At 34.0% G+C, this 20,173-nt stretch carries 12 protein-coding genes, 2 tRNA genes, 4 rRNA genes and 1 riboswitch; of the genes, 17 read left to right on the top strand and 1 reads right to left on the bottom strand.

Annotated features, from left to right (window positions below; genetic code table 11):
- The first annotated feature begins 45 nt into the window (after nt 1-45).
- The 16 genes from M2214_RS15060 to hprK all read left to right on the top strand — a co-directional run bounded on the left by M2214_RS15060 (nt 46) and on the right by hprK (nt 17,986).
- Nucleotides 46-1,561, top strand: a 16S ribosomal RNA gene (locus M2214_RS15060).
- A 63-nt stretch (nt 1,562-1,624) separates the two neighbouring features.
- Nucleotides 1,625-1,700, top strand: a tRNA-Ala gene (locus tag M2214_RS15055).
- Nucleotides 1,701-1,758: 58 nt separating this feature from the next.
- Nucleotides 1,759-4,679, top strand: a 23S ribosomal RNA gene (locus M2214_RS15050).
- Between the two features lie 47 nt (nt 4,680-4,726).
- Nucleotides 4,727-4,800, top strand: a tRNA-Gly gene (locus M2214_RS15045).
- 4 nt (nt 4,801-4,804) lie between these two features.
- Nucleotides 4,805-4,921: ribosomal RNA gene (gene rrf / locus M2214_RS15040) — 5S ribosomal RNA — on the top strand.
- A gap of 35 nt (nt 4,922-4,956) precedes the next feature.
- Nucleotides 4,957-5,073: ribosomal RNA gene (gene rrf / locus M2214_RS15035) — 5S ribosomal RNA — on the top strand.
- Together the 16S, 23S and 5S rRNA genes with 2 tRNA genes alongside form the textbook arrangement of a ribosomal RNA operon.
- 396 nt (nt 5,074-5,469) lie before the next feature.
- Entirely contained in the window at nt 5,470-5,757 is a 288-nt protein-coding gene (locus M2214_RS15030; protein WP_248480602.1) for a hypothetical protein, read from the top strand.
- Nucleotides 5,758-5,858: 101 nt separating this feature from the next.
- Nucleotides 5,859-6,074: a hypothetical protein gene (locus M2214_RS15025; protein WP_248480600.1), complete on the top strand. Its 216-nt coding sequence runs from the start codon at nt 5,859-5,861 to the stop codon at nt 6,072-6,074.
- Nucleotides 6,055-6,366, top strand: coding sequence for a YbjQ family protein (locus tag M2214_RS15020; protein ID WP_248480598.1), 312 nt, complete (start codon nt 6,055-6,057; stop codon nt 6,364-6,366). Before M2214_RS15025 ends, M2214_RS15020 begins: the two co-directional genes overlap by 20 nt.
- A 372-nt stretch (nt 6,367-6,738) precedes the next feature.
- Entirely contained in the window at nt 6,739-8,733 is a 1,995-nt protein-coding gene (gene uvrB / locus M2214_RS15015; protein WP_248480596.1) for an excinuclease ABC subunit UvrB, read from the top strand.
- A 1-nt stretch (nt 8,734) separates the two neighbouring features.
- Nucleotides 8,735-11,566 carry an excinuclease ABC subunit UvrA gene (gene uvrA / locus M2214_RS15010; RefSeq protein WP_248480594.1) on the top strand — a complete coding sequence of 944 codons (2,832 nt, stop codon included), beginning with the start codon at nt 8,735-8,737 and terminating at the stop codon, nt 11,564-11,566.
- Nucleotides 11,567-11,783: 217 nt separating this feature from the next.
- A complete protein-coding gene (locus M2214_RS15005) occupies nt 11,784-12,614 on the top strand; it encodes a hypothetical protein (RefSeq protein WP_248480592.1) in 831 nt (276 codons plus the stop codon).
- A gap of 138 nt (nt 12,615-12,752) precedes the next feature.
- Nucleotides 12,753-13,121 (top strand): FMN-binding protein, encoded by a 369-nt coding sequence (locus tag M2214_RS15000; protein ID WP_248480590.1) that lies wholly within the window; start codon nt 12,753-12,755, stop codon nt 13,119-13,121.
- A gap of 64 nt (nt 13,122-13,185) precedes the next feature.
- Nucleotides 13,186-13,295, top strand: a riboswitch (SAM riboswitch).
- Between the two features lie 149 nt (nt 13,296-13,444).
- Complete coding sequence (locus M2214_RS14995; protein ID WP_248480588.1) at nt 13,445-14,761, top strand: Na+/H+ antiporter NhaC family protein; 1,317 nt, start codon at nt 13,445-13,447, stop codon at nt 14,759-14,761.
- A gap of 452 nt (nt 14,762-15,213) precedes the next feature.
- Nucleotides 15,214-17,019 carry an excinuclease ABC subunit UvrC gene (uvrC, locus tag M2214_RS14990; protein ID WP_248480585.1) on the top strand — a complete coding sequence of 602 codons (1,806 nt, stop codon included), beginning with the start codon at nt 15,214-15,216 and terminating at the stop codon, nt 17,017-17,019.
- Nucleotides 17,020-17,062: 43 nt separating this feature from the next.
- On the top strand, nt 17,063-17,986 hold the full coding sequence (hprK, locus tag M2214_RS14985) for an HPr(Ser) kinase/phosphatase (protein ID WP_248480583.1): 924 nt from the start codon (nt 17,063-17,065) through the stop codon (nt 17,984-17,986).
- Nucleotides 17,987-18,147: 161 nt separating this feature from the next.
- Here hprK and M2214_RS14980 read toward each other — a convergent pair whose 3' ends face one another.
- Nucleotides 18,148-19,506, bottom strand: coding sequence for an MATE family efflux transporter (locus M2214_RS14980; RefSeq protein ID WP_248480581.1), 1,359 nt, complete (start codon nt 19,504-19,506; stop codon nt 18,148-18,150).
- Nucleotides 19,507-19,654: 148 nt separating this feature from the next.
- Between M2214_RS14980 and M2214_RS14975 the strand changes: the two genes are divergently transcribed.
- A complete protein-coding gene (locus tag M2214_RS14975; RefSeq protein ID WP_248480572.1) occupies nt 19,655-20,128 on the top strand; it encodes a MarR family winged helix-turn-helix transcriptional regulator in 474 nt (157 codons plus the stop codon).
- The last annotated feature ends 45 nt before the right edge of the window (nt 20,129-20,173 follow it).

The raw sequence follows: 20,173 nt of genomic DNA, 5'->3' as shown, positions 1-20,173 counted from the left end.
TCGGAAACAACACATAAAGTCAGTTTACTGAGTACTGACAAACTTTTATTTAAGAGTTTGATCCTGGCTCAGGATGAACGCTGGCGGCGTGCCTAACACATGCAAGTCGAGCGGAGATTAAAAAGCTTGCTTTTTAATCTTAGCGGCGGACGGGTGAGTAACGCGTGGGTAACCTGCCCTATACACACGGATAACATATCGAAAGATATGCTAATACGAGATAACACATTTTTAAGGCATCTTAGAAATGTCAAAGCGTTAGCGGTATAGGATGGACCCGCGTCCCATTAGCTAGTTGGTGAGGTAAAAGCTTACCAAGGCGACGATGGGTAGCCGACCTGAGAGGGTGATCGGCCACACTGGAACTGAGACACGGTCCAGACTCCTACGGGAGGCAGCAGTGGGGAATATTGCACAATGGGGGAAACCCTGATGCAGCAACGCCGCGTGAGCGATGAAGGCCTTCGGGTCGTAAAGCTCTGTCCTAAGGGAAGATAATGACGGTACCTTAGGAGGAAGCCCCGGCTAACTACGTGCCAGCAGCCGCGGTAATACGTAGGGGGCAAGCGTTATCCGGAATTACTGGGCGTAAAGGGTGCGTAGGCGGCCTTGTAAGTCAGAAGTGAAAGGCTACGGCTCAACCGTAGTAAGCTTTTGAAACTGCAGGGCTTGAGTGCAGGAGAGGAGAGTAGAATTCCTAGTGTAGCGGTGAAATGCGTAGATATTAGGAGGAATACCAGTTGCGAAGGCGGCTCTCTGGACTGTAACTGACGCTGAGGCACGAAAGCGTGGGGAGCGAACAGGATTAGATACCCTGGTAGTCCACGCCGTAAACGATGAGTGCTAGGTGTCGGGGGTTACCCCCCTCGGTGCCGCAGCTAACGCATTAAGCACTCCGCCTGGGGAGTACGCTCGCAAGAGTGAAACTCAAAGGAATTGACGGGGACCCGCACAAGTAGCGGAGCATGTGGTTTAATTCGAAGCAACGCGAAGAACCTTACCTAAGCTTGACATCCCTCAGACCGCTTCTTAATCGAAGCTTTCCCTTCGGGGACTGAGGTGACAGGTGGTGCATGGTTGTCGTCAGCTCGTGTCGTGAGATGTTGGGTTAAGTCCCGCAACGAGCGCAACCCTTATCTTTAGTTGCCAGCATTTTGGATGGGCACTCTAGAGAGACTGCCGAGGATAACTCGGAGGAAGGTGGGGATGACGTCAAATCATCATGCCCCTTATGCTTAGGGCTACACACGTGCTACAATGGCTAGTACAGAGAGTTGCGAAACCGCGAGGTCAAGCTAATCTCTTAAAGCTAGTCTCAGTTCGGATTGCAGGCTGAAACTCGCCTGCATGAAGCTGGAGTTACTAGTAATCGCGAATCAGAATGTCGCGGTGAATGCGTTCCCGGGTCTTGTACACACCGCCCGTCACACCACGGAAGTTGGGGGCGCCCGAAGTCAGATATCCAACCGTAAGGAGGAATCTGCCGAAGGTGAAATCAATGACTGGGGTGAAGTCGTAACAAGGTAGCCGTATCGGAAGGTGCGGCTGGATCACCTCCTTTCTAAGGAGAAATAACCTACTGTTTAATTTTGAGAGTTTATTAAAACTCTTAAAAATACAATATGGGGGCGTAGCTCAGTTGGGAGAGCACTTGCCTTGCAAGCAAGGGGTCAGGAGTTCGACTCTCCTCGTCTCCACCATTTAGTATTTTATATACTACTTAGTACTTTGAAAATTGAACAGATTTAAATAAATTTAGGTTAAGTTATTAAGGGCGTAGGGCGGATGCCTTGGCACCAAGAGCCGATGAAGGACGTGGTAAGCTGCGATAAGCTTCGGGGAGATGCAAGCAATCTTTGATCCGGAGATTTCCGAATGGGGAAACCCACCTAGAGTAATGTCTAGGTATCCTTAGATGAATACATAGTCTAAGGAGGGGAACCGAGGGAACTGAAACATCTAAGTACCTCGAGGAAGAGAAAGAAAAATCGATTCCCTAAGTAGCGGCGAGCGAAAGGGGAAGAGCCCAAACCTATGAAGTTTTCTTCATAGGGGTTGCGGATATGCTCACAAGAAAGAGGTATTGTAGTCGAAGAGGTTTGGAAAGACCCACCATAGAAGGTAATAGTCCTGTAGATTAAACAAGAAGACTTTCGAGCATACTCCAGAGTACCACGGGACACGTGAAACCCTGTGGGAAGCTGGGGGGACCACCCCCCAAGGCTAAATACTTCTTGGTGACCGATAGCGTATAGTACCGTGAGGGAAAGGTGAAAAGAACCCCGGAAGGGGAGTGAAATAGAACCTGAAACCCTATGCCTACAAGCTGTGGGAGCACATTTTTAGTGTGACCGCGTACTTTTTGTAGAACGGGCCAACGAGTTACGATAAGTAGCAAGGTTAAGGACTTAGGGTCTGGAGCCGTAGCGAAAGCGAGTCTTAACTGGGCGATTCAGTTACTTGTCGTAGACCCGAAACCGAGCGACCTACCCATGGCCAGGATGAAGCGAAAGTAAAATTTCGTGGAGGTCCGAACCCACGCACGTTGAAAAGTGCGGGGATGAGCTGTGGGTAGAGGTGAAATTCCAATCGAGCTCGGAGATAGCTGGTTCTCCCCGAAATAGCTTTAGGGCTAGCCTCAAGCTTAGAGATGAGGAGGTAGAGCACTGAATGTCCTAGGGGCCCTGTGGGTTACCGAAGACTATCAAACTCCGAATGCCTTTATCTTTTGCTTGGGAGTCAGACTGTGGGTGATAAGATTCATAGTCGAGAGGGAAACAGCCCAGACCGTCAGCTAAGGTCCCTAAATGTAAGTTAAGTGGTAAAGGATGTGGGATTGCACAGACAACCAGGATGTTGGCTTAGAAGCAGCCATTCATTCAAAGAGTGCGTAATAGCTCACTGGTCGAGTGATCCTGCGCCGAAAATTATCGGGGCTAAAACTTACTACCGAAGCTACGGCATTGACTTTGTCAATGGGTAGGGGAGCATTCACTGCGGGTTGAAGCTAGACCGGAAGGACTAGTGGACTGCAGTGAAGAGAGAATGTTGGCATGAGTAGCGAGACGTAGGTGAGAATCCTACGGGCCGAAAACCCAAGGTTTCCTGAGGAAGGTTCGTCCGCTCAGGGTTAGTCGGGACCTAAGCCGAGGCCGAAAGGCGTAGGTGATGGACAACAGGTTGAGATTCCTGTACTACCGATAATCGTTTGAAGAATGGGGTGACGCAGAAGGATAGGCTATCCTACTATTGGATATGTAGGTCCAAGCATTAAGGGAGCATTGATAGGCAAATCCGTCGGTGCAATCCTGAGGTGTGATGGGGAGCGAAATTTAAGTAGCGAAGTAGTCGATTTCATGCTGCCAAGAAAAGCCTCTACTGAGATTAAAGGTACCCGTACCGCAAACCGACACAGGTGGGTGAGAAGAGAATTCTAAGGCTAGCGAGAGAACTTTTGTTAAGGAACTCGGCAAAATGACCCCGTAACTTAGGGATAAGGGGTGCCTCATTAGGGTGTATGCCCGAAGAGGCCGCAGAGAATAGGCCCAAGCGACTGTTTACCAAAAACATAGGTTTCTGCTAAGTCGAAAGACGATGTATAGGAGCTGACGCCTGCCCGGTGCTGGAAGGTTAAGGGGATGTGTTAGACATTAGTCGAAGCATTGAACTTAAGCCCCAGTAAACGGCGGCCGTAACTATAACGGTCCTAAGGTAGCGAAATTCCTTGTCGGGTAAGTTCCGACCCGCACGAAAGGCGTAACGATTTGGGCACTGTCTCAACAAAAGACTCGGTGAAATTGTAATTCCGGTGAAGATGCCGGATACCTGCGACAGGACGGAAAGACCCCATGGAGCTTTACTGTAGCCTGGCATTGGATTTCGATATTACATGTACAGGATAGGTGGGAGACTGAGATACGAGAACGCCAGTTTTCGTGGAGTCATCCTTGGGATACCACCCTTGTAATATTGAGATTCTAACCATAGACCATGAATCTGGTCTTGGGACACTGTCAGGTGGACAGTTTGACTGGGGCGGTCGCCTCCCAAAATGTAACGGAGGCGCCCAAAGGTTCCCTCAGCACGGTCGGAAATCGTGCGAAGAGTGCAAAGGCAAAAGGGAGCTTGATTGCAAGACATACAGGTCGAGCAAGGACGAAAGTCGGGCTTAGTGATCCGGTGGTTCCGCGTGGAAGGGCCATCGCTCAACGGATAAAAGCTACCCTGGGGATAACAGGCTTATCTCCCCCAAGAGTCCACATCGACGGGGAGGTTTGGCACCTCGATGTCGGCTCATCACATCCTGGGGCTGTAGTAGGTCCCAAGGGTTGGGCTGTTCGCCCATTAAAGTGGTACGCGAGCTGGGTTCAGAACGTCGTGAGACAGTTCGGTCCCTATCCGTCGCAGGCGTAGGAAATTTGAGAGGAGCTGTCCTTAGTACGAGAGGACCGGGATGGACATACCTCTGGTGCACCAGTTGTCACGCCAGTGGCATAGCTGGGTAGCTATGTATGGAATGGATAAGCGCTGAAAGCATCTAAGCGCGAAGCCAACCTCAAGATAAGATTTCCCATCTTTATGAGTAAGATCCCAGGAAGACTACCTGGTTGATAGGTTCAAGGTGTAAGCTCAGTAATGAGTTCAGCTGATGAATACTAATAGATCGAGGACTTAACCAAATTTAAAATCTGGTCAATTTTGAAAGTATTAATCTTAATACTAACATGCGGGTGTAGCTCAGTGGTAGAGTTCCGGCCTTCCAAGCCGGCTGCGAGGGTTCGACTCCCTTCACCCGCTCCAAACATGTGGTTATTATAGCAAGGAGGATACACCTGTTCCCATTCCGAACACAGAAGTTAAGCTCCTTAGCGCCGATGGTACTTGGGGGGCAGCCCCCTGGGAGAGTAGGACGTAGCCGCGTGATTCATAAAGAATCAAGCAAAAAAATAAAGATTATGTGGTTATTATAGCAAAGAGGATACACCTGTTCCCATTCCGAACACAGAAGTTAAGCTCTTTAGCGCCGATGGTACTTGGGGGGCAGCCCCCTGGGAGAGTAGGACGTAGCCACGTAATCTTTTTTTATGCGTTTTTTTATTGGATAGATAGGCGAAAAAGATGGTTATTTAAATACCGTGAATTCATTAAATATATTTATAAAACTAAGTATTGTATCTTATTAAATATACTAAAATTTCTTAAACTCGCTAAGGCTCAGACATAAGAAATTTTTTAACGTATATTTAAACGATACAACATAAGTTTTATTGAAATCTATTTAAAAGATTCACTAACATTTAAATAACCATCTTTTTTAGTATGTGAATATTCCAATAAAGCTAACGCTCTAAGAAAAAATATTACGTTACTACTAGAAAAGTTAAAATAAGAAAAATATTTAAATATCAATGAAGATGAATCGTTATGGTATAATTTAACATATGGTATTTTGAGGGAGATGTATGAATCATGTTAGATTATAAAAATGAGAATTGGTGGGTATATAAATTAGGAAGAAAAATATGTATGGCTATTGTGTTTATATGTGGAATTATATATTTTTTAAATATAAAGAATTTAGATATTGAATCGGTTTTCATATTAACAAATATACAGCATATAATGCTTATGATAATGTTTGCTTTGAAAGGAAGTAGAGAGCTATTTGCAAAAAATTCTAAAATGGGATATTTAGCTTATTTCACCTCAGTGTTCATATTTATATTCTTGATAGCAAGAAGTAAAATAAATATATAATTTCAAAATAATTAAGTTTTAAATACATTTGAGTAATATCAGTTTATATATGCTATAATAAAATAATTTCATAGAATATATAAGGAAAGGAGAATATATTAATGAAAAAGTTTATTGCTCCTATAATATGTGGTAGTTTAACAATTGTAGCTATTTGTTTATATTTTTTACTTATAGCATATGGTATAGATAGTATTATATCTAATATAGTAATAGGTATAATTGTTACAGCGTTAATTAGTGCTATGATATTTACGATAAATCAAAGAATTAAAGAAATTAAGGAGGAAGAGAAGGATGATATTAGTAAATACTGATTTTATAACGGGAAAAGAAATTGAGACTTTAGAGGTTGTTAAAGGTTCGACGATAAGATCTAAGCATGTAGGAAAGGATATTTTAAGTGGATTAAAAACAATTGTTGGCGGAGAGCTTACAGCATATAAAGAGATGTTGGATGAAGCTCGTAAAATAGCGGTTAAAAGAATGGTTGATGAAGCAGAAAATCTTGGGGCGGATGGAATAATAAATATAAGATATTCAACAAGTAACATTATGCAAGGTGCAGCCGAAATTTTAGTTGTTGGAACAGCAGTAAAATTTAAATAAAATAAAAAAATTTTTAAATATATGTATAAAAAATATAGATACTGTCCATTATATAATTAAGCTTGTAAATCAAGTTAACTCAATCTCCCCCAAAAAAGACTTCTACCCCCCATGGAAGTCTTTTTTTTTATGTCTAAGAAAACTATATAATTATAAAACAGCACATATTTTCAATTAAAGAACAATATTTTTAACTATTTTTGAGCAACGGAGCCCGTAGGGATCGTTGGCGACATGAGTCAGTGCGTAGCGACTAGACGAATTTTTTATGCAATTTAACACTGATTAAATCTACTATATTTAGGTATATTAATATAGAGTGTTGAATTTAAAAAAAATTAAATGTATAATTTACATATGATATAAGAACTAATGTTCGAAAAAAGAGGTGGTTTGGTGGAATTTAAGATAGAATCTAACTTTAAGCCGACGGGGGATCAGCCACAGGCTATAGAGCAAATTGTAAATTCAATAAATAACAATAATAAGTTTACGAGTTTATTAGGAGTTACGGGATCAGGTAAAACTTTTACAATGGCAAATGTAATAGAGAAGGTTCAAAAACCAACGCTTATTATGGCACATAATAAGACATTAGCTGCTCAATTATACAGTGAGTTTAAGGATTTCTTTCCAAATAATGCAGTTGAGTATTTTGTAAGCTATTACAATCACTATCAGCCAGAGGCTTATGTTGCGCATACAGATACTTATATAGAAAAAGACGCATCTGTTAATGATGAGATAGATAAGCTACGACATTCTGCGACTGCAGCAATACTTGAAAGAAAAGATGTAATAATAATATCATCTGTATCTTGCATATATGGACTTGGAGATCCTAAAGATTATAAGGAACTTATGATATCTTTAAGACCTGGTATGCAAAGGGATAGAGATGTAGTTATAAAGGAATTAGTAAGCATACAATATGAGAGAAATGATATTAACTTTGAAAGAGGTACATTTAGAGTAAGAGGTGATATTATAGAGATAATGCCTGCTAATTCAGATGATACAGGAATTAGAATAGAATTTTTCGGAGATGAAATAGATAGAATAACAGAGATTAATTACATAACTGGAGAAATAATAGGCAGCAGAAACCATATAGCTATATTCCCTGCATCTCATTATGTAACAAATTCTGAAAGGCTTGAAAAAGCTCTACAAAATATAGAGGAAGAACTAAATGATAGAGTGAAATACTTTAAAGAAAATGAGAAACTACTAGAAGCACAAAGAATTGAACAAAGAACTAACTACGATATAGAGATGTTAAAGGAGATAGGCTTTTGTCAAGGAATAGAGAATTATTCAAGACACATAACAGGAAGAAAAGAAGGAGATAAACCTTATACATTGATGGACTTTTTTCCAGACGATTACCTCATAATAGTTGATGAATCACATGTTACAGTACCGCAGGTAAGAGGTATGTATGGAGGCGATAGATCTAGAAAAGAATCATTAATAGAGAATGGATTTAGACTGCCGTCTGCTTATGATAATAGGCCTTTAAACTTTAGTGAATTTGAGGAAAACATAAATCAAATGCTATTTGTATCTGCAACACCTGGTCCTTATGAGATTCAAAATTCTAATGAATTTGCAGAGCAAATTATAAGACCTACGGGGCTTTTAGATCCTGAAATAGACGTAAGACCTATAAATAATCAAATAGATAATTTATTAAGCGAGATAAATGATATAGTTTCTAAAAAAGAGAGAGTATTGGTTACAACACTTACAAAGAGGATGTCAGAAGATTTAACTGATTACTTAAAAAATGCTGGAATTAAGGTTAAATATCTACATTCAGATATAGAAACACTTGAAAGAACCGAGATTATAAGAGATTTAAGGATTGGTAAGTTTGATGTATTAGTAGGAATTAACCTTTTAAGAGAAGGTCTTGATATTCCAGAGGTATCATTAGTTGCGATACTTGATGCTGATAAAGAAGGATTTTTAAGATCTGAAACATCTCTTATACAGACTGTAGGAAGAGCTGCAAGGAATAAGAATGGTAGGGTTATAATGTATGCAGATAAAATAACAAGATCTATGGAAAGCGCCATAAATGAAACTAATAGAAGAAGAGAAATACAACAAAAATACAATGAGGAAAATAATATAATTCCTCAAAGTATAAACAAGGATATAAAGGATGTAATAGAGGCAACTCAAGTAGCAGATGAAGAAGTTGCATATGGAATAAGCAGTAATATAGATAAAGATGAATTAAAGGAAAATATAAATAGACTTAAAGATGAAATGATGGAAGCTGCAAAGAATCTTCAATTTGAAAGAGCTGCTAATTTAAGAGACAAAATAGCTGAGCTTGAGGAAAGGATTGAAAAATAATATGGAAAACAAGAACATCGTGATAAAAGGAGCAAAAGAGCATAATTTAAAAAATATAGATATAACTATTCCTAGAAATAAGTTTATAGTGTTTACAGGACTTTCAGGATCAGGTAAATCTTCTCTTGCATTTGATACTATATATGCAGAGGGACAAAGAAGATATGTAGAAAGCCTATCGGCTTATGCTAGACAGTTTTTAGGACAAATGGAAAAGCCTAATGTTGATTATATAGAGGGATTATCACCTGCTATATCAATAGATCAAAAGACTACTTCAAAAAATCCTAGATCTACAGTTGGAACAGTAACTGAGATATATGATTACTTAAGGTTGCTATTTGCAAGAATAGGGGAACCCCATTGTCCTATATGTAATAAAAAAATAAGTCAAATGACAGTTCAAGAGATAGTAGATAAAGTATTAGAACTTCCAGATAGAACTAAAATACAGATACTATCTCCAGTTGTAAGAGGAAAAAAGGGAAAACATGATAAGGTATTTGAAAGAATAAAAAAAGAAGGTTTTGTAAGAATTAAGGTAGACGGAGAAAACCACGAGGTTACAGATGAAATAGATTTAAATAAGAATAAAAAACATAATATAGAAGTTGTAGTAGATAGAATAATAATAAAAGAAGATATAAAAAATAGACTTAGTGACTCTATAGAAACTGCTATCAAACTTTCAGAAGGCCTTGTTATTATAGATCTTATAGGAGATAAAGAAATATTATTTTCTACTAAGTTTACATGTCCTGAGCATGGTATAGGAATGGAAGAGCTTTCTCCTAGAATGTTTTCTTTTAACAGCCCATTTGGAGCTTGTACAAGCTGCAATGGACTTGGGAATACGAAAAAGGTTGATAAAGATTTGGTTATACCTAATAAGGATCTATCTATAAAAAAAGGTGCTATAGCTCCTTGGTTTTCAGTTGGTGGAGCTGGTAGTGAAGATACATATTACTACAAAATGGTAGAAAGTCTTGCATCAAAGTTTGGAGTATCATTAGAAACACCATTTAAAGATTTACCAGATGATTTTATAGAAGAGTTATTATATGGAAATAATAATACGTTAATACAATTTGAATATGAATCAAAATTTGGAGGATACAGAACTTATCAAGCAAATTTTGAAGGAGTTATAAACAACTTAGAAAGAAGATATAAAGAGACTACATCTGAATATATGAGAGAAAAGATAGAAGGATTTATGATAGAAAGTCCATGTAGAACATGTAAAGGAGGAAGATTAAAAAAGGAAAGTTTATCTGTTCTTGTAAACAATAAAAATATAACGGATATAACTGATATGTCTATAAATGAATTACTAGATTTTATAAACAATATAGATTTGACTCAAAAGCAGAAGATAATAGCATCTGAAATATTAAAAGAGATAAAAAATAGAACATCTTTTTTACAAAATGTTGGTCTTAACTATCTAAATCTATCAAGACAAGCAGGTACTTTATCAGGAGGAGAAGCTCAAAGAATAAGGCTTGCAACTCAAATAGGTTCTGCATTAGTTGGTGTACTTTATGTACTAGATGAGCCGAGTATTGGTCTTCATCAAAGAGACAATGACAGACTTATAAAGACTTTAAGACATTTAACTGATATAGGAAATACACTTATAGTAGTTGAACACGATGAGGATACTATGTTTGCAGCAGACTATGTAGTTGATATAGGTCCTGGGGCTGGCGTACATGGAGGAGAAATAGTTGCACAAGGAACTGTTGAAGAAATAAAAGAATGTGAAGGATCTATAACAGGACAGTATTTGAGTGGAAAACAAGAAATATCTATTCCTGAGGAATTTAGAAAACCAGATGATAGATATATAGAAATTAAAAAAGCTAGTGAAAACAATCTTAAAAATATAGATGTTAAAATACCTGTTGGATTATTTACTTGTATAACAGGAGTATCAGGATCTGGTAAGAGCTCATTAATAAACGAAATCCTATATAAAGGAGTTGCAGCCAAAACTCAAAATCTAAGAATAAAGCCTGGAAAGCACAAAGAAATATTAGGTATAGAGCATGTAGACAAGGTAATAGATATAGATCAATCACCTATAGGAAGAACTCCAAGATCAAACCCTGCAACATATACTGGGGTATTCGATATGATAAGAGATGTATTCGCAATGACTAATGAAGCAAAGGCTAGAGGATACAAAAAAGGGAGATTTAGCTTTAATGTAAAAGGCGGAAGATGTGAAGCTTGTAAAGGTGATGGAATTATAAAAATAGAAATGCATTTCTTACCGGATGTATACGTTCAATGTGAGGTGTGTAAAGGAGAACGATATAATAGAGAAACTCTAGATGTGAAGTATAAAGATAAGACAATATCAGAAGTATTAGATATGAATGTTGAAGAAGCTTTAGAATTCTTTGAGAACATACCTAAGATAAAAAGAAAGCTTCAAACTCTTATGGATGTAGGACTTTCTTATATAAAACTAGGACAACCATCTACTCAACTATCAGGTGGAGAAGCACAAAGAATAAAGCTAGCAACAGAGCTTAGCAAGAGATCTACTGGAAAGACATTGTATATACTAGACGAACCAACTACTGGTCTTCATATAGCAGATGTAGATAAGCTTATTAAGGTTCTTCAGAAATTAGTAGATGCAGGAAACTCTGTTGTAGTAATAGAGCATAATTTAGATGTTATAAAGACATCTGATTATATAATAGATTTAGGTCCTGAAGGTGGAGATGGTGGAGGAATGATAGTTGCTACTGGTACACCTGAGGATGTTGCAAATAATGAAAAGTCTCATACTGGAATGTTTTTAAAGAAATATTTTTAAAAAATTAAATATAGTGATTAATTGAAAAATGACGTACATTAGAATAACGCTATTTAGTAAAATATTAACATAAAAAAAATAGCTAATATTTCAATGGACGTCATTTTTAATTATGCTGTAGCGTAAGTTATATATATAGAAACATTTAAATCAAAGCTAAGAATACAAACAGTATAACAATAAGACTATATCAAAATTTAATTAAGGGGAGGTAGAAATGAGAAAAAACATATTTATATTTATGACAGTTCTTGTATTGAGTATTTTATTTTCAGGCAGCAAAGCAAGTGCAATGACTGAAAATAGTAAAATGAATACTATAAAAAACAATAGCATATATGATATAAAATCAGCAAATTTAGATGAAAAAAATCAAGGAGAAAATATTAATGTTGATGCTATTCCTAAAATAATTGCTTCTATTCCTGAAGAAAAAATTTATTTGTACGCTTTACAGGAACAAGATCCCATGTATCAAGGTTTAGTACTAAGTATAAATGGGGTCAACAAATTTTTTGACTGGGAAACCATATCTATGGCTTCGGATTTACCTGAGTTATATTATTTAGATTTAAATAATGATGATAAAAAGGAACTAGTTGTTATATTAAGTGAAGGAAGGGGAACAGGTAGCTGGATTAGAAAAGTTCATATTATAAATTGTGAAGAACTCACAGAGTATAAAGTTAAAAATGCTTTAGAGATAATTAAAGACAACGTTGAGACTAAAATATTATCTAAAAAAGAAGTAGCAATAAAAATAAATGATATTATTTATAGTATAAAAATAGGGACTATTCCTAATGAGTTTTTAGGAACTAACCCTAGTGAAGTTTTAAAAATTTACTATACAGATTATATAGATTATTACTTGATAGATAATAAATTAATAGTGGATGTAGGAGTTGAGACTGAGTCTTTAAAGTACCTAGGATATATTATTATTGATTATTCTTTTAAAGATGGTGAATTTAAGGCTAATAAAATAATATTTGAGGGGAATGATACTGTAACTGTAACAATTCACAAATTAAATAAAACAAAATAGCTATTTTGTTTTATTTTTTTGTCTTTATAGATATAATAAATTTTTATTAGTTTGTATTATTTATAATGTTGACAATATAGAATGAAAATGATAATATTAATTAAGTGAAAATGACTATTAATAACAAGGAGAAATGTTATGAGAAGACTTAAATCAATATGCTTGCTTGCAGTTATTACTTCGTTATTTGCAACAGGCTGTGCATCAAAGGAAGTTAGTGTTATAAATGAAGGAAATACATACAAAAATGGAACTTATATAGGTGAAGGAGAAGGTAATAGTAGTAACATAAAGATCGAACTAACTATAGATAACAATAAAATAGCAGATATAAAAATGCTTTCGCAAAATGAGACTGCTGGATATGCAGATAAAGCATTTGACGGTATAAAGAGTCAAATATTAGAAAATGGTAAAAGTGAGGTTGATAATGTAACTGGTGCTAGTAAGAGCAGTGAAGGTATAAAGGGTGCTATTCAAGATGCACTTCAAAAATCTCAAAAATAATTTCTTGACAAATTTACAATATGATTGTATCATTAGAGAATAAGAAAATTAAATAAATTTTTACTTCTTATCAAGAGAGACGGAGGGAATGGCCCTATGAAGTCTCGGCAACCTTCAAACACGGTTTGAAAAGGTGCCAAGTCCAACAAAGCTTGTAGCTTTGAGAGATGAGAAGATGATGATAGTTTAAGTTTGGCTATTAGAGTCTTCTCGATTTAGGGAAGACTCTTTTTTATATTTAAGTTAAATACATAGTATAAAAAAAGTAATAACTAAATCGCTTTAGAACTATACTACATTAATTTAGTGAAGGAGTGTATACTATGAACAAAAAAACAGGAAATCCTTGGGCATTATTACCTTTGGCAGTATTTTTAATTATTTTTATAGGATCTGGAGTTATAACTAATGATTTTTATAAGATGCCTGTTATTGTAGCTTTTTTAATATCAGCAGCTGTTGCTTTATTTATGAATTCAAAAGAGAGTATATCTACTAAGATAGATGTATTTTGTAAAGGTGCAGGAGAAAGTAATATTATACTTATGGCAATTATATTTATATTAGCTGGAGCATTTGGAAATGTAGCAAAAGAAATGGGAGGAGTAGATGCTACTGTAAATTTAAGCTTATCTATTCTACCTGAAAATCTATTGATAGTTGGATTATTCATTATTGCATGTTTTATATCTTTTTCAATGGGAACATCTGTAGGAACTATAGTAGCACTTGCACCAATTGCTATAGGAGTTGCTGAAAAGATATCAATCCCAACTGGATTAGCGCTTGGGGCAGTAGTTGGTGGTGGAATGTTTGGAGACAATTTATCTATGATTTCGGATACTACTATTGCAGCTATTAGAACTCAAGGTTGTGAAATGAGAGATAAGTTTAAAGTTAACTTTATTATAACTTTACCAGCAGCTATTATAACTGCAATAATTCTAGGAGTTATAACATCTGGAAATCAACTTAGCTTAGATACTGAATATACTTATGAAATAGTAAAGGTATTACCGTATTTATCTGTACTAGTGGCAGCTTTATTTGGAGTAAATGTATTTATAATATTAGGTGGAGGTATTTTATTTGCAGGAGCTGTAGGTCTTTATTATAAATCATTTGGATTATTTGGATTTATACAGGCTATAGCCACTGGAATTTCTGGAATGGAAGATTTAGCTATGATAGCTATAATAGTTGGTGGAGTAGTTGAACTTATAAAATTCAATGGAGGAATACAGTTTATATTAGAGTTTATAAGAAGTAGAATAAAGACAAAAAAGGGTGCAGAATTTGGGATAGCAGCTATTGTAAGTATTGTAGATATATGTACTGCTAATAACACTATAGCAATAGTTATGGCAGGTCCTATAGCAAAAGATATAGCTGTAGAATATGATATAGACCCAAGAAGAAGTGCTAGTATATTAGATATATTTGCAGCATCTTGCCAAGGGATAATTCCATATGGAGCACAGATATTGATAGCAGCAGGTCTTGCATCTATATCGCCTTTAGATATAATGAAGTATTTACACTATCCTATATTAATATTTATATTTGGAATATTAGCTATATCACTTGGATATCCAAATCTTGAATCTAAAGCTAAGAAAGCAAGTCAAGTTGTAAGTTAAAATTCGCTGTATGCTAATGCATAGCTTATTTCGCAATGAGTTCTCTGAACTCCGTTGCTAAAAATAGTTGTAAGCATAGTCATTTAATTATATATAAAAAAAGTCTACCTAAATAGGTAGACTTTTTTTAAAATATTCCGATTAAAAAACTAGAAATAAAGTACATTATTAATAGTATTGATAAACATGCTGAATAGTCTTTGACTCGGGTTGGAACAGACCTGTCACCGTTGGACATGTCAGAAATCACACTCCTTAATTTTAGTTATTATATATTATATTATAAAACTTTAGTTATTATTATTATATCACAAACTTATATTTTGGGAACTATCAAATTTTGTAATATATGTATATTTAAAAAAGTTTATATATAAAATCTTTAAAGTAGGGACTTTTTTATTTTAAAATTTCAAAAAATTAATTATAATAAGTCATAAGGAGTGAATAATATGTTTGACATAAAGGAACAGTTAAAGAATCTACCTAGTTCACCAGGTGTATATATAATGAAGGATAAATATAAAAATGTTATATATGTAGGAAAAGCTATTTCCTTAAAAAATAGAGTAAGACAGTATTTTGTATCAAAGAACCATACATTAAAAGTAAAATCTATGGTTAAAAACATTACTGAATTTGAATATATAATTACGGATTCAGAAATTGAAGCATTGATACTTGAATGTAATTTAATAAAGGAATATAGACCTAAATACAATGTTTTATTAAGAGATGATAAGACTTATCCTTATATAAAGATAACATTAAACGAAGATTATCCAAGAGTGTTAAAGGTTAGAAAGATAAAGAAGGACAAGGCTAAATATTTTGGACCTTATACTAATATAAGTGCTCTTAATCAAACTTTAGAGCTTATAAAAAATATGTATCCTATAAGAACATGCAGTATAGATATAAATAAAGCTATACAAAGAAAACAAAGACCATGCCTTAATCATCATATTAAAAGATGTATAGGTCCATGTACCGGCAATGTTACTAAACAAGAATATATGGAAATGATAGATGAGATAATAATGATTCTGTCTGGCAAAATAGAAAACCTCAAAAAAGATCTACAAATGAATATGGAATTATGTTCAAAGAATTTTGAGTTTGAAAAAGCGGCAAAATACAGAGATAAGATAATAAGTATTGAGAATATAATACAAACACAAAAAATAGTATCTACTAATGATATAAATCAAGATGTAATAGCTATGTCAAACCTAAATGATGAAGCTTGTGTTCAAATATTTTTTATTAGAAATGGAAAAATAGTTGGTAGAGAACATTATATACTAAAAGGTGTACTTGATAATGAAAGAGAAGAAGTAATGGCTTCTTTTATAAAACAATTTTATTCATCTGGTGTATTTATACCTCAAGAGTTAATAATAGAAAATGAAATAGAAGATATGGAGATAATAAAGAAATGGCTAAGTGGTATTAAAAATAAGAAGGTAGATATTAAGATACCTAAAAGAGGAGAAAAGAAAGATCTTATAAATATGGTTAGGAAAAATGCTTTAGAGTCATTAGAAAAGTTCACCAATCTAGAAAAAATTAAGTTTGAAAAGACTGTAGGTGTTTTAGACCAAATAAAAGAATTAATTAATTTAGATAAAAAGCCAAGTAGAATAGAAGCATACGATATATCTAATATACAAGGAGTAGATTCAGTAGGTAGTATGGTTGTATTTACAGATGGAAAGAAAGATAAAAAAGAGTATAGAAGATATAAGATTCAATCTGTTATAGGGCCAAATGATTATGCATCTATGCAAGAGATAGTTAGTAGAAGGTTAGAATCTGGCAATTATCCAGATTTAATATTGCTTGACGGAGGTTTGGGTCAAGTAAATGCTGTTAAAAAGGTTTTAAAGAATAAGAACATTGATATTCCTTTATGGGGAATGTACAAGGATGATAAGCACAGAACAAAAGGACTTATATCAGCTGATACAGAGATTGAACTAGAAAAAAGTTCTAATATATACAAGTTTATATCTTTGATACAAGAAGAGGTACATAGATTTGCTATAGCTTATCATAGGTCTTTAAAGCTTAAGAATATGACTAAATCTGTATTAGATGATATACCTAATATAGGAAGTAAAAGAAAGATGAATCTATTATCTCACTATAAAACTGTAGATAATATAAAAAAAGCAACTTTAAGTGAACTTGAGAGTGTAGAAGGTATGAATAAAAAATCAGCAAAAAGTGTATATGAATTCTTTAATTCAAAGTAAATAAGAAGTTACTTGTTAGGATAAAGCAGAAAGGGATGATGACATGGAGAAGGTATCAGTAAAAGAAATGATAGAGGATTTAGGTTTAGAAATTGTATATATGCCAGAAAATGTAGAACAGTATATAACATCGTCTGATGTTAACAGGCCGGGTCTTCAGTATGCGGGATTCTTTGATTATTTTGCATATGATAGGATGCAAATTGTAGGAAGAGGAGAATATGAATATTTTCAATATCTAGACGAAAAAACTAGATGGGAGAGACTCGATAAGTTATTTTCTTATGATATTCCAGCTCTTTTATTGACTAGAGGACTTGAGCCTAGTAAAGATGCAGTAGATGCGTGTAAGAAGCATAAAAAGATTTTTTTAAGAACACATATGAGTACTACTAGATTTATAAATAAAATCTCAAATTACTTGGATTCAAAACTAGCTCCAACTACAACAATACATGGAGTATTAGTAGATGTTTATGGAATCGGTGTTTTAATAACTGGTGAAAGTGGTGTAGGAAAATCAGAAACAGCACTAGAACTTATAAAAAGAGGGCATAGACTTGTAGCTGATGATGCTGTTGAGATAAAAAAGACAGAGGAAGACCTATTAACAGGACAAGCGCCTGATATTATAAAATATCTTATGGAAATAAGAGGTATTGGAATACTTGATATAAAGAGTCTTTATGGAGTAGGTGCTATAAAGCCTAGTAAGTTAATAGATATGGTAGTTTATCTTGAGTCTTGGAAGGAAGGAAAGTATTATGATAGACTTGGTATAGATGAAGAACATATGGATATACTAGAAATTCCTGTTGAAAAGATAACAATACCAGTGAAGCCTGGAAGAAACTTAGCTATGATAATAGAGGTTGCGGCTAGAAATTATAGACAAAAGGCCATGGGATATAATGCTGCTAGAGTGTTTAATGATAAGTTAATGAAAAAATTAGATGATGATAGATAGAAAAAACACTACATTATATTTATATAATGTAGTATTTTTTTACGCTATAGAGATTATATGACTTTCAACTTTTAAATAACATTTATGGAAGAACTAGACTTGCAACTATTTTTAAGAAAACTATATAATTCTAAACTTATTGCTAAAACTCTTCTTTATTATTAACAGAATTGATTTTTATCAAGTAAATATACATCCTTATACTGTTTTGTTACAAATGCTAAAGAACATAAAGATGACAATAAATCTGATATAGGAAATGATATCCAAATACCTAATATTCCTAAGTTCAATACAGAAGGCAATATAAGTGAGAGTGGGATAAAGAATATTATTTGTCTAAGTAAGGATAGTATTAAGGATTCTTTTCCCTTACCTATAGATTGATAAAAGCCTACAGAAATCATATATGCTCCTAATATTGGATACATAAGAATTACTATTTTTAAAACAGCGCTACCTTGAGATATTAGATATTTATCTGTCGTAAACAATTTAACGATAAATTCTGGAGATAAAAATATCAATGCTGTCAATATGCTAGACATGCAAGTAGAGAATATTAAGCTGATTTTAACTGTATTTTTAATTCTATCAATATTTTTAGAACCCATATTATAACCTATAAGAGGTTGCATACCTTGTATAAGTCCAGCTAATGGCATTTGTATAAATAAAGTAAGTTTGTATACTATTCCATATATAGAAACAGCTTGATCTCCCCCGTAGCTATATAGAGAATAGTTTAGTAATAAAGTTACTATACTCATGGATAACTGGGTAATAAAAGCAGATGAACCTATTGATATAGTTTCTTTTGATATATCAGTATTTAATCTAAAGTGTTTTAATTTAATATCTATAGAAGATTTTTTTATAAAGTAATAAGCTATATATATAAACGTCAATCCTTTAGATATAGAAGTAGCTAATCCAGCTCCAGATATACCCATATCAAATATATATATAAACAAGTAATCTAAAAATACATTTGAAATCATCCCTAATATCATACTTATCATAGCATCTTTTGCATTTCCTTCTGATCTAATTATATTATTTGAAGCTACACAAATAGGAAAAACTAATACACCTAAAAACATCATCTTAGCATAATCAGTTGCATAAGGGAGAACTTCATTACTAGCACCAAAGATTTTGACTATTTCTCTAGCAAATATAGATCCAAATACAGAAGTAAAAAGTGAAAATATAACTATAATAAAGAAGAGATTACCGCTGGCTTTATTTGCACCTTCTAAATCTTTACTTCCTAATTTTCTAGAAATTATTGAAGCTGTTCCAACTCCTATCAATAAAGAAATAGACATTATTATCATTTGTATTGGTAGATAGATTGATACACCTGCTATACCAAGAGAACCCACACCTCTACCTATAAATATTGTATCTACAATGTTATAAATAGCATTTACAAGCATTGCTATAGTAGCTGGAATACTAAGCTTCATTAAAGCTTTAAACTCTTTTTCTTGACCTAATATATAATTTTTATTCATGAGATACCTCCAAAAAGAATAGTTGCAACTAACAACTATTATAAACTATATTGTTGCTAATTACAACTAATAATATTTTATAGTATATTTGATTATATAGGTATAAACTATATAATATATATATAAATAAGCAAAGGAGAAAATTATAATGGGTATAAAAGATGAAGAATTTATAACTGAAAAAGTATCATTTGGTAAATTTATAGATCGTATATACAGAAATAACAATTATTATGTAGGTAAACATCTTGAAAAATATAATTTAAATAAAAGTGAATATAAGTATTTGATTCAAATATATTTAAATGAAGGTATATGTCAGGATGATATAGTAAACAGATTAAAAGTAGATAAGTATGAAGTAGCAAGAGGAATAAAATCTTTAATTGAAAAAGGATATGTATATAAAGAAAAAGACAGTATAGATAAAAGAAAACATAGATTATATATAACAGAAAAGGGAAATAGCATTAGAGATGGATTCACAGCAATTTTAAGAGAATCATCAGAAATTTTAACTAAGGGTTTTAAAGAAGAAGAAAAGGATCTAGTTTTAGGATTTCTTATAAGAATGGCACAAAATATATGTGAAGAGACAATAAAATTAAAAAATAATAAATAGTTGGAATTATAAAAAGTCTGAGGCCAAAGTTTTGTCCTCAGACTT

This window comes from Tepidibacter aestuarii (assembly GCF_934924865.1).
Classification (GTDB): domain Bacteria; phylum Bacillota; class Clostridia; order Peptostreptococcales; family Peptostreptococcaceae; genus Tepidibacter_A; species Tepidibacter_A aestuarii.
This window is presented reverse-complemented; position numbering and strand designations above follow the sequence as displayed.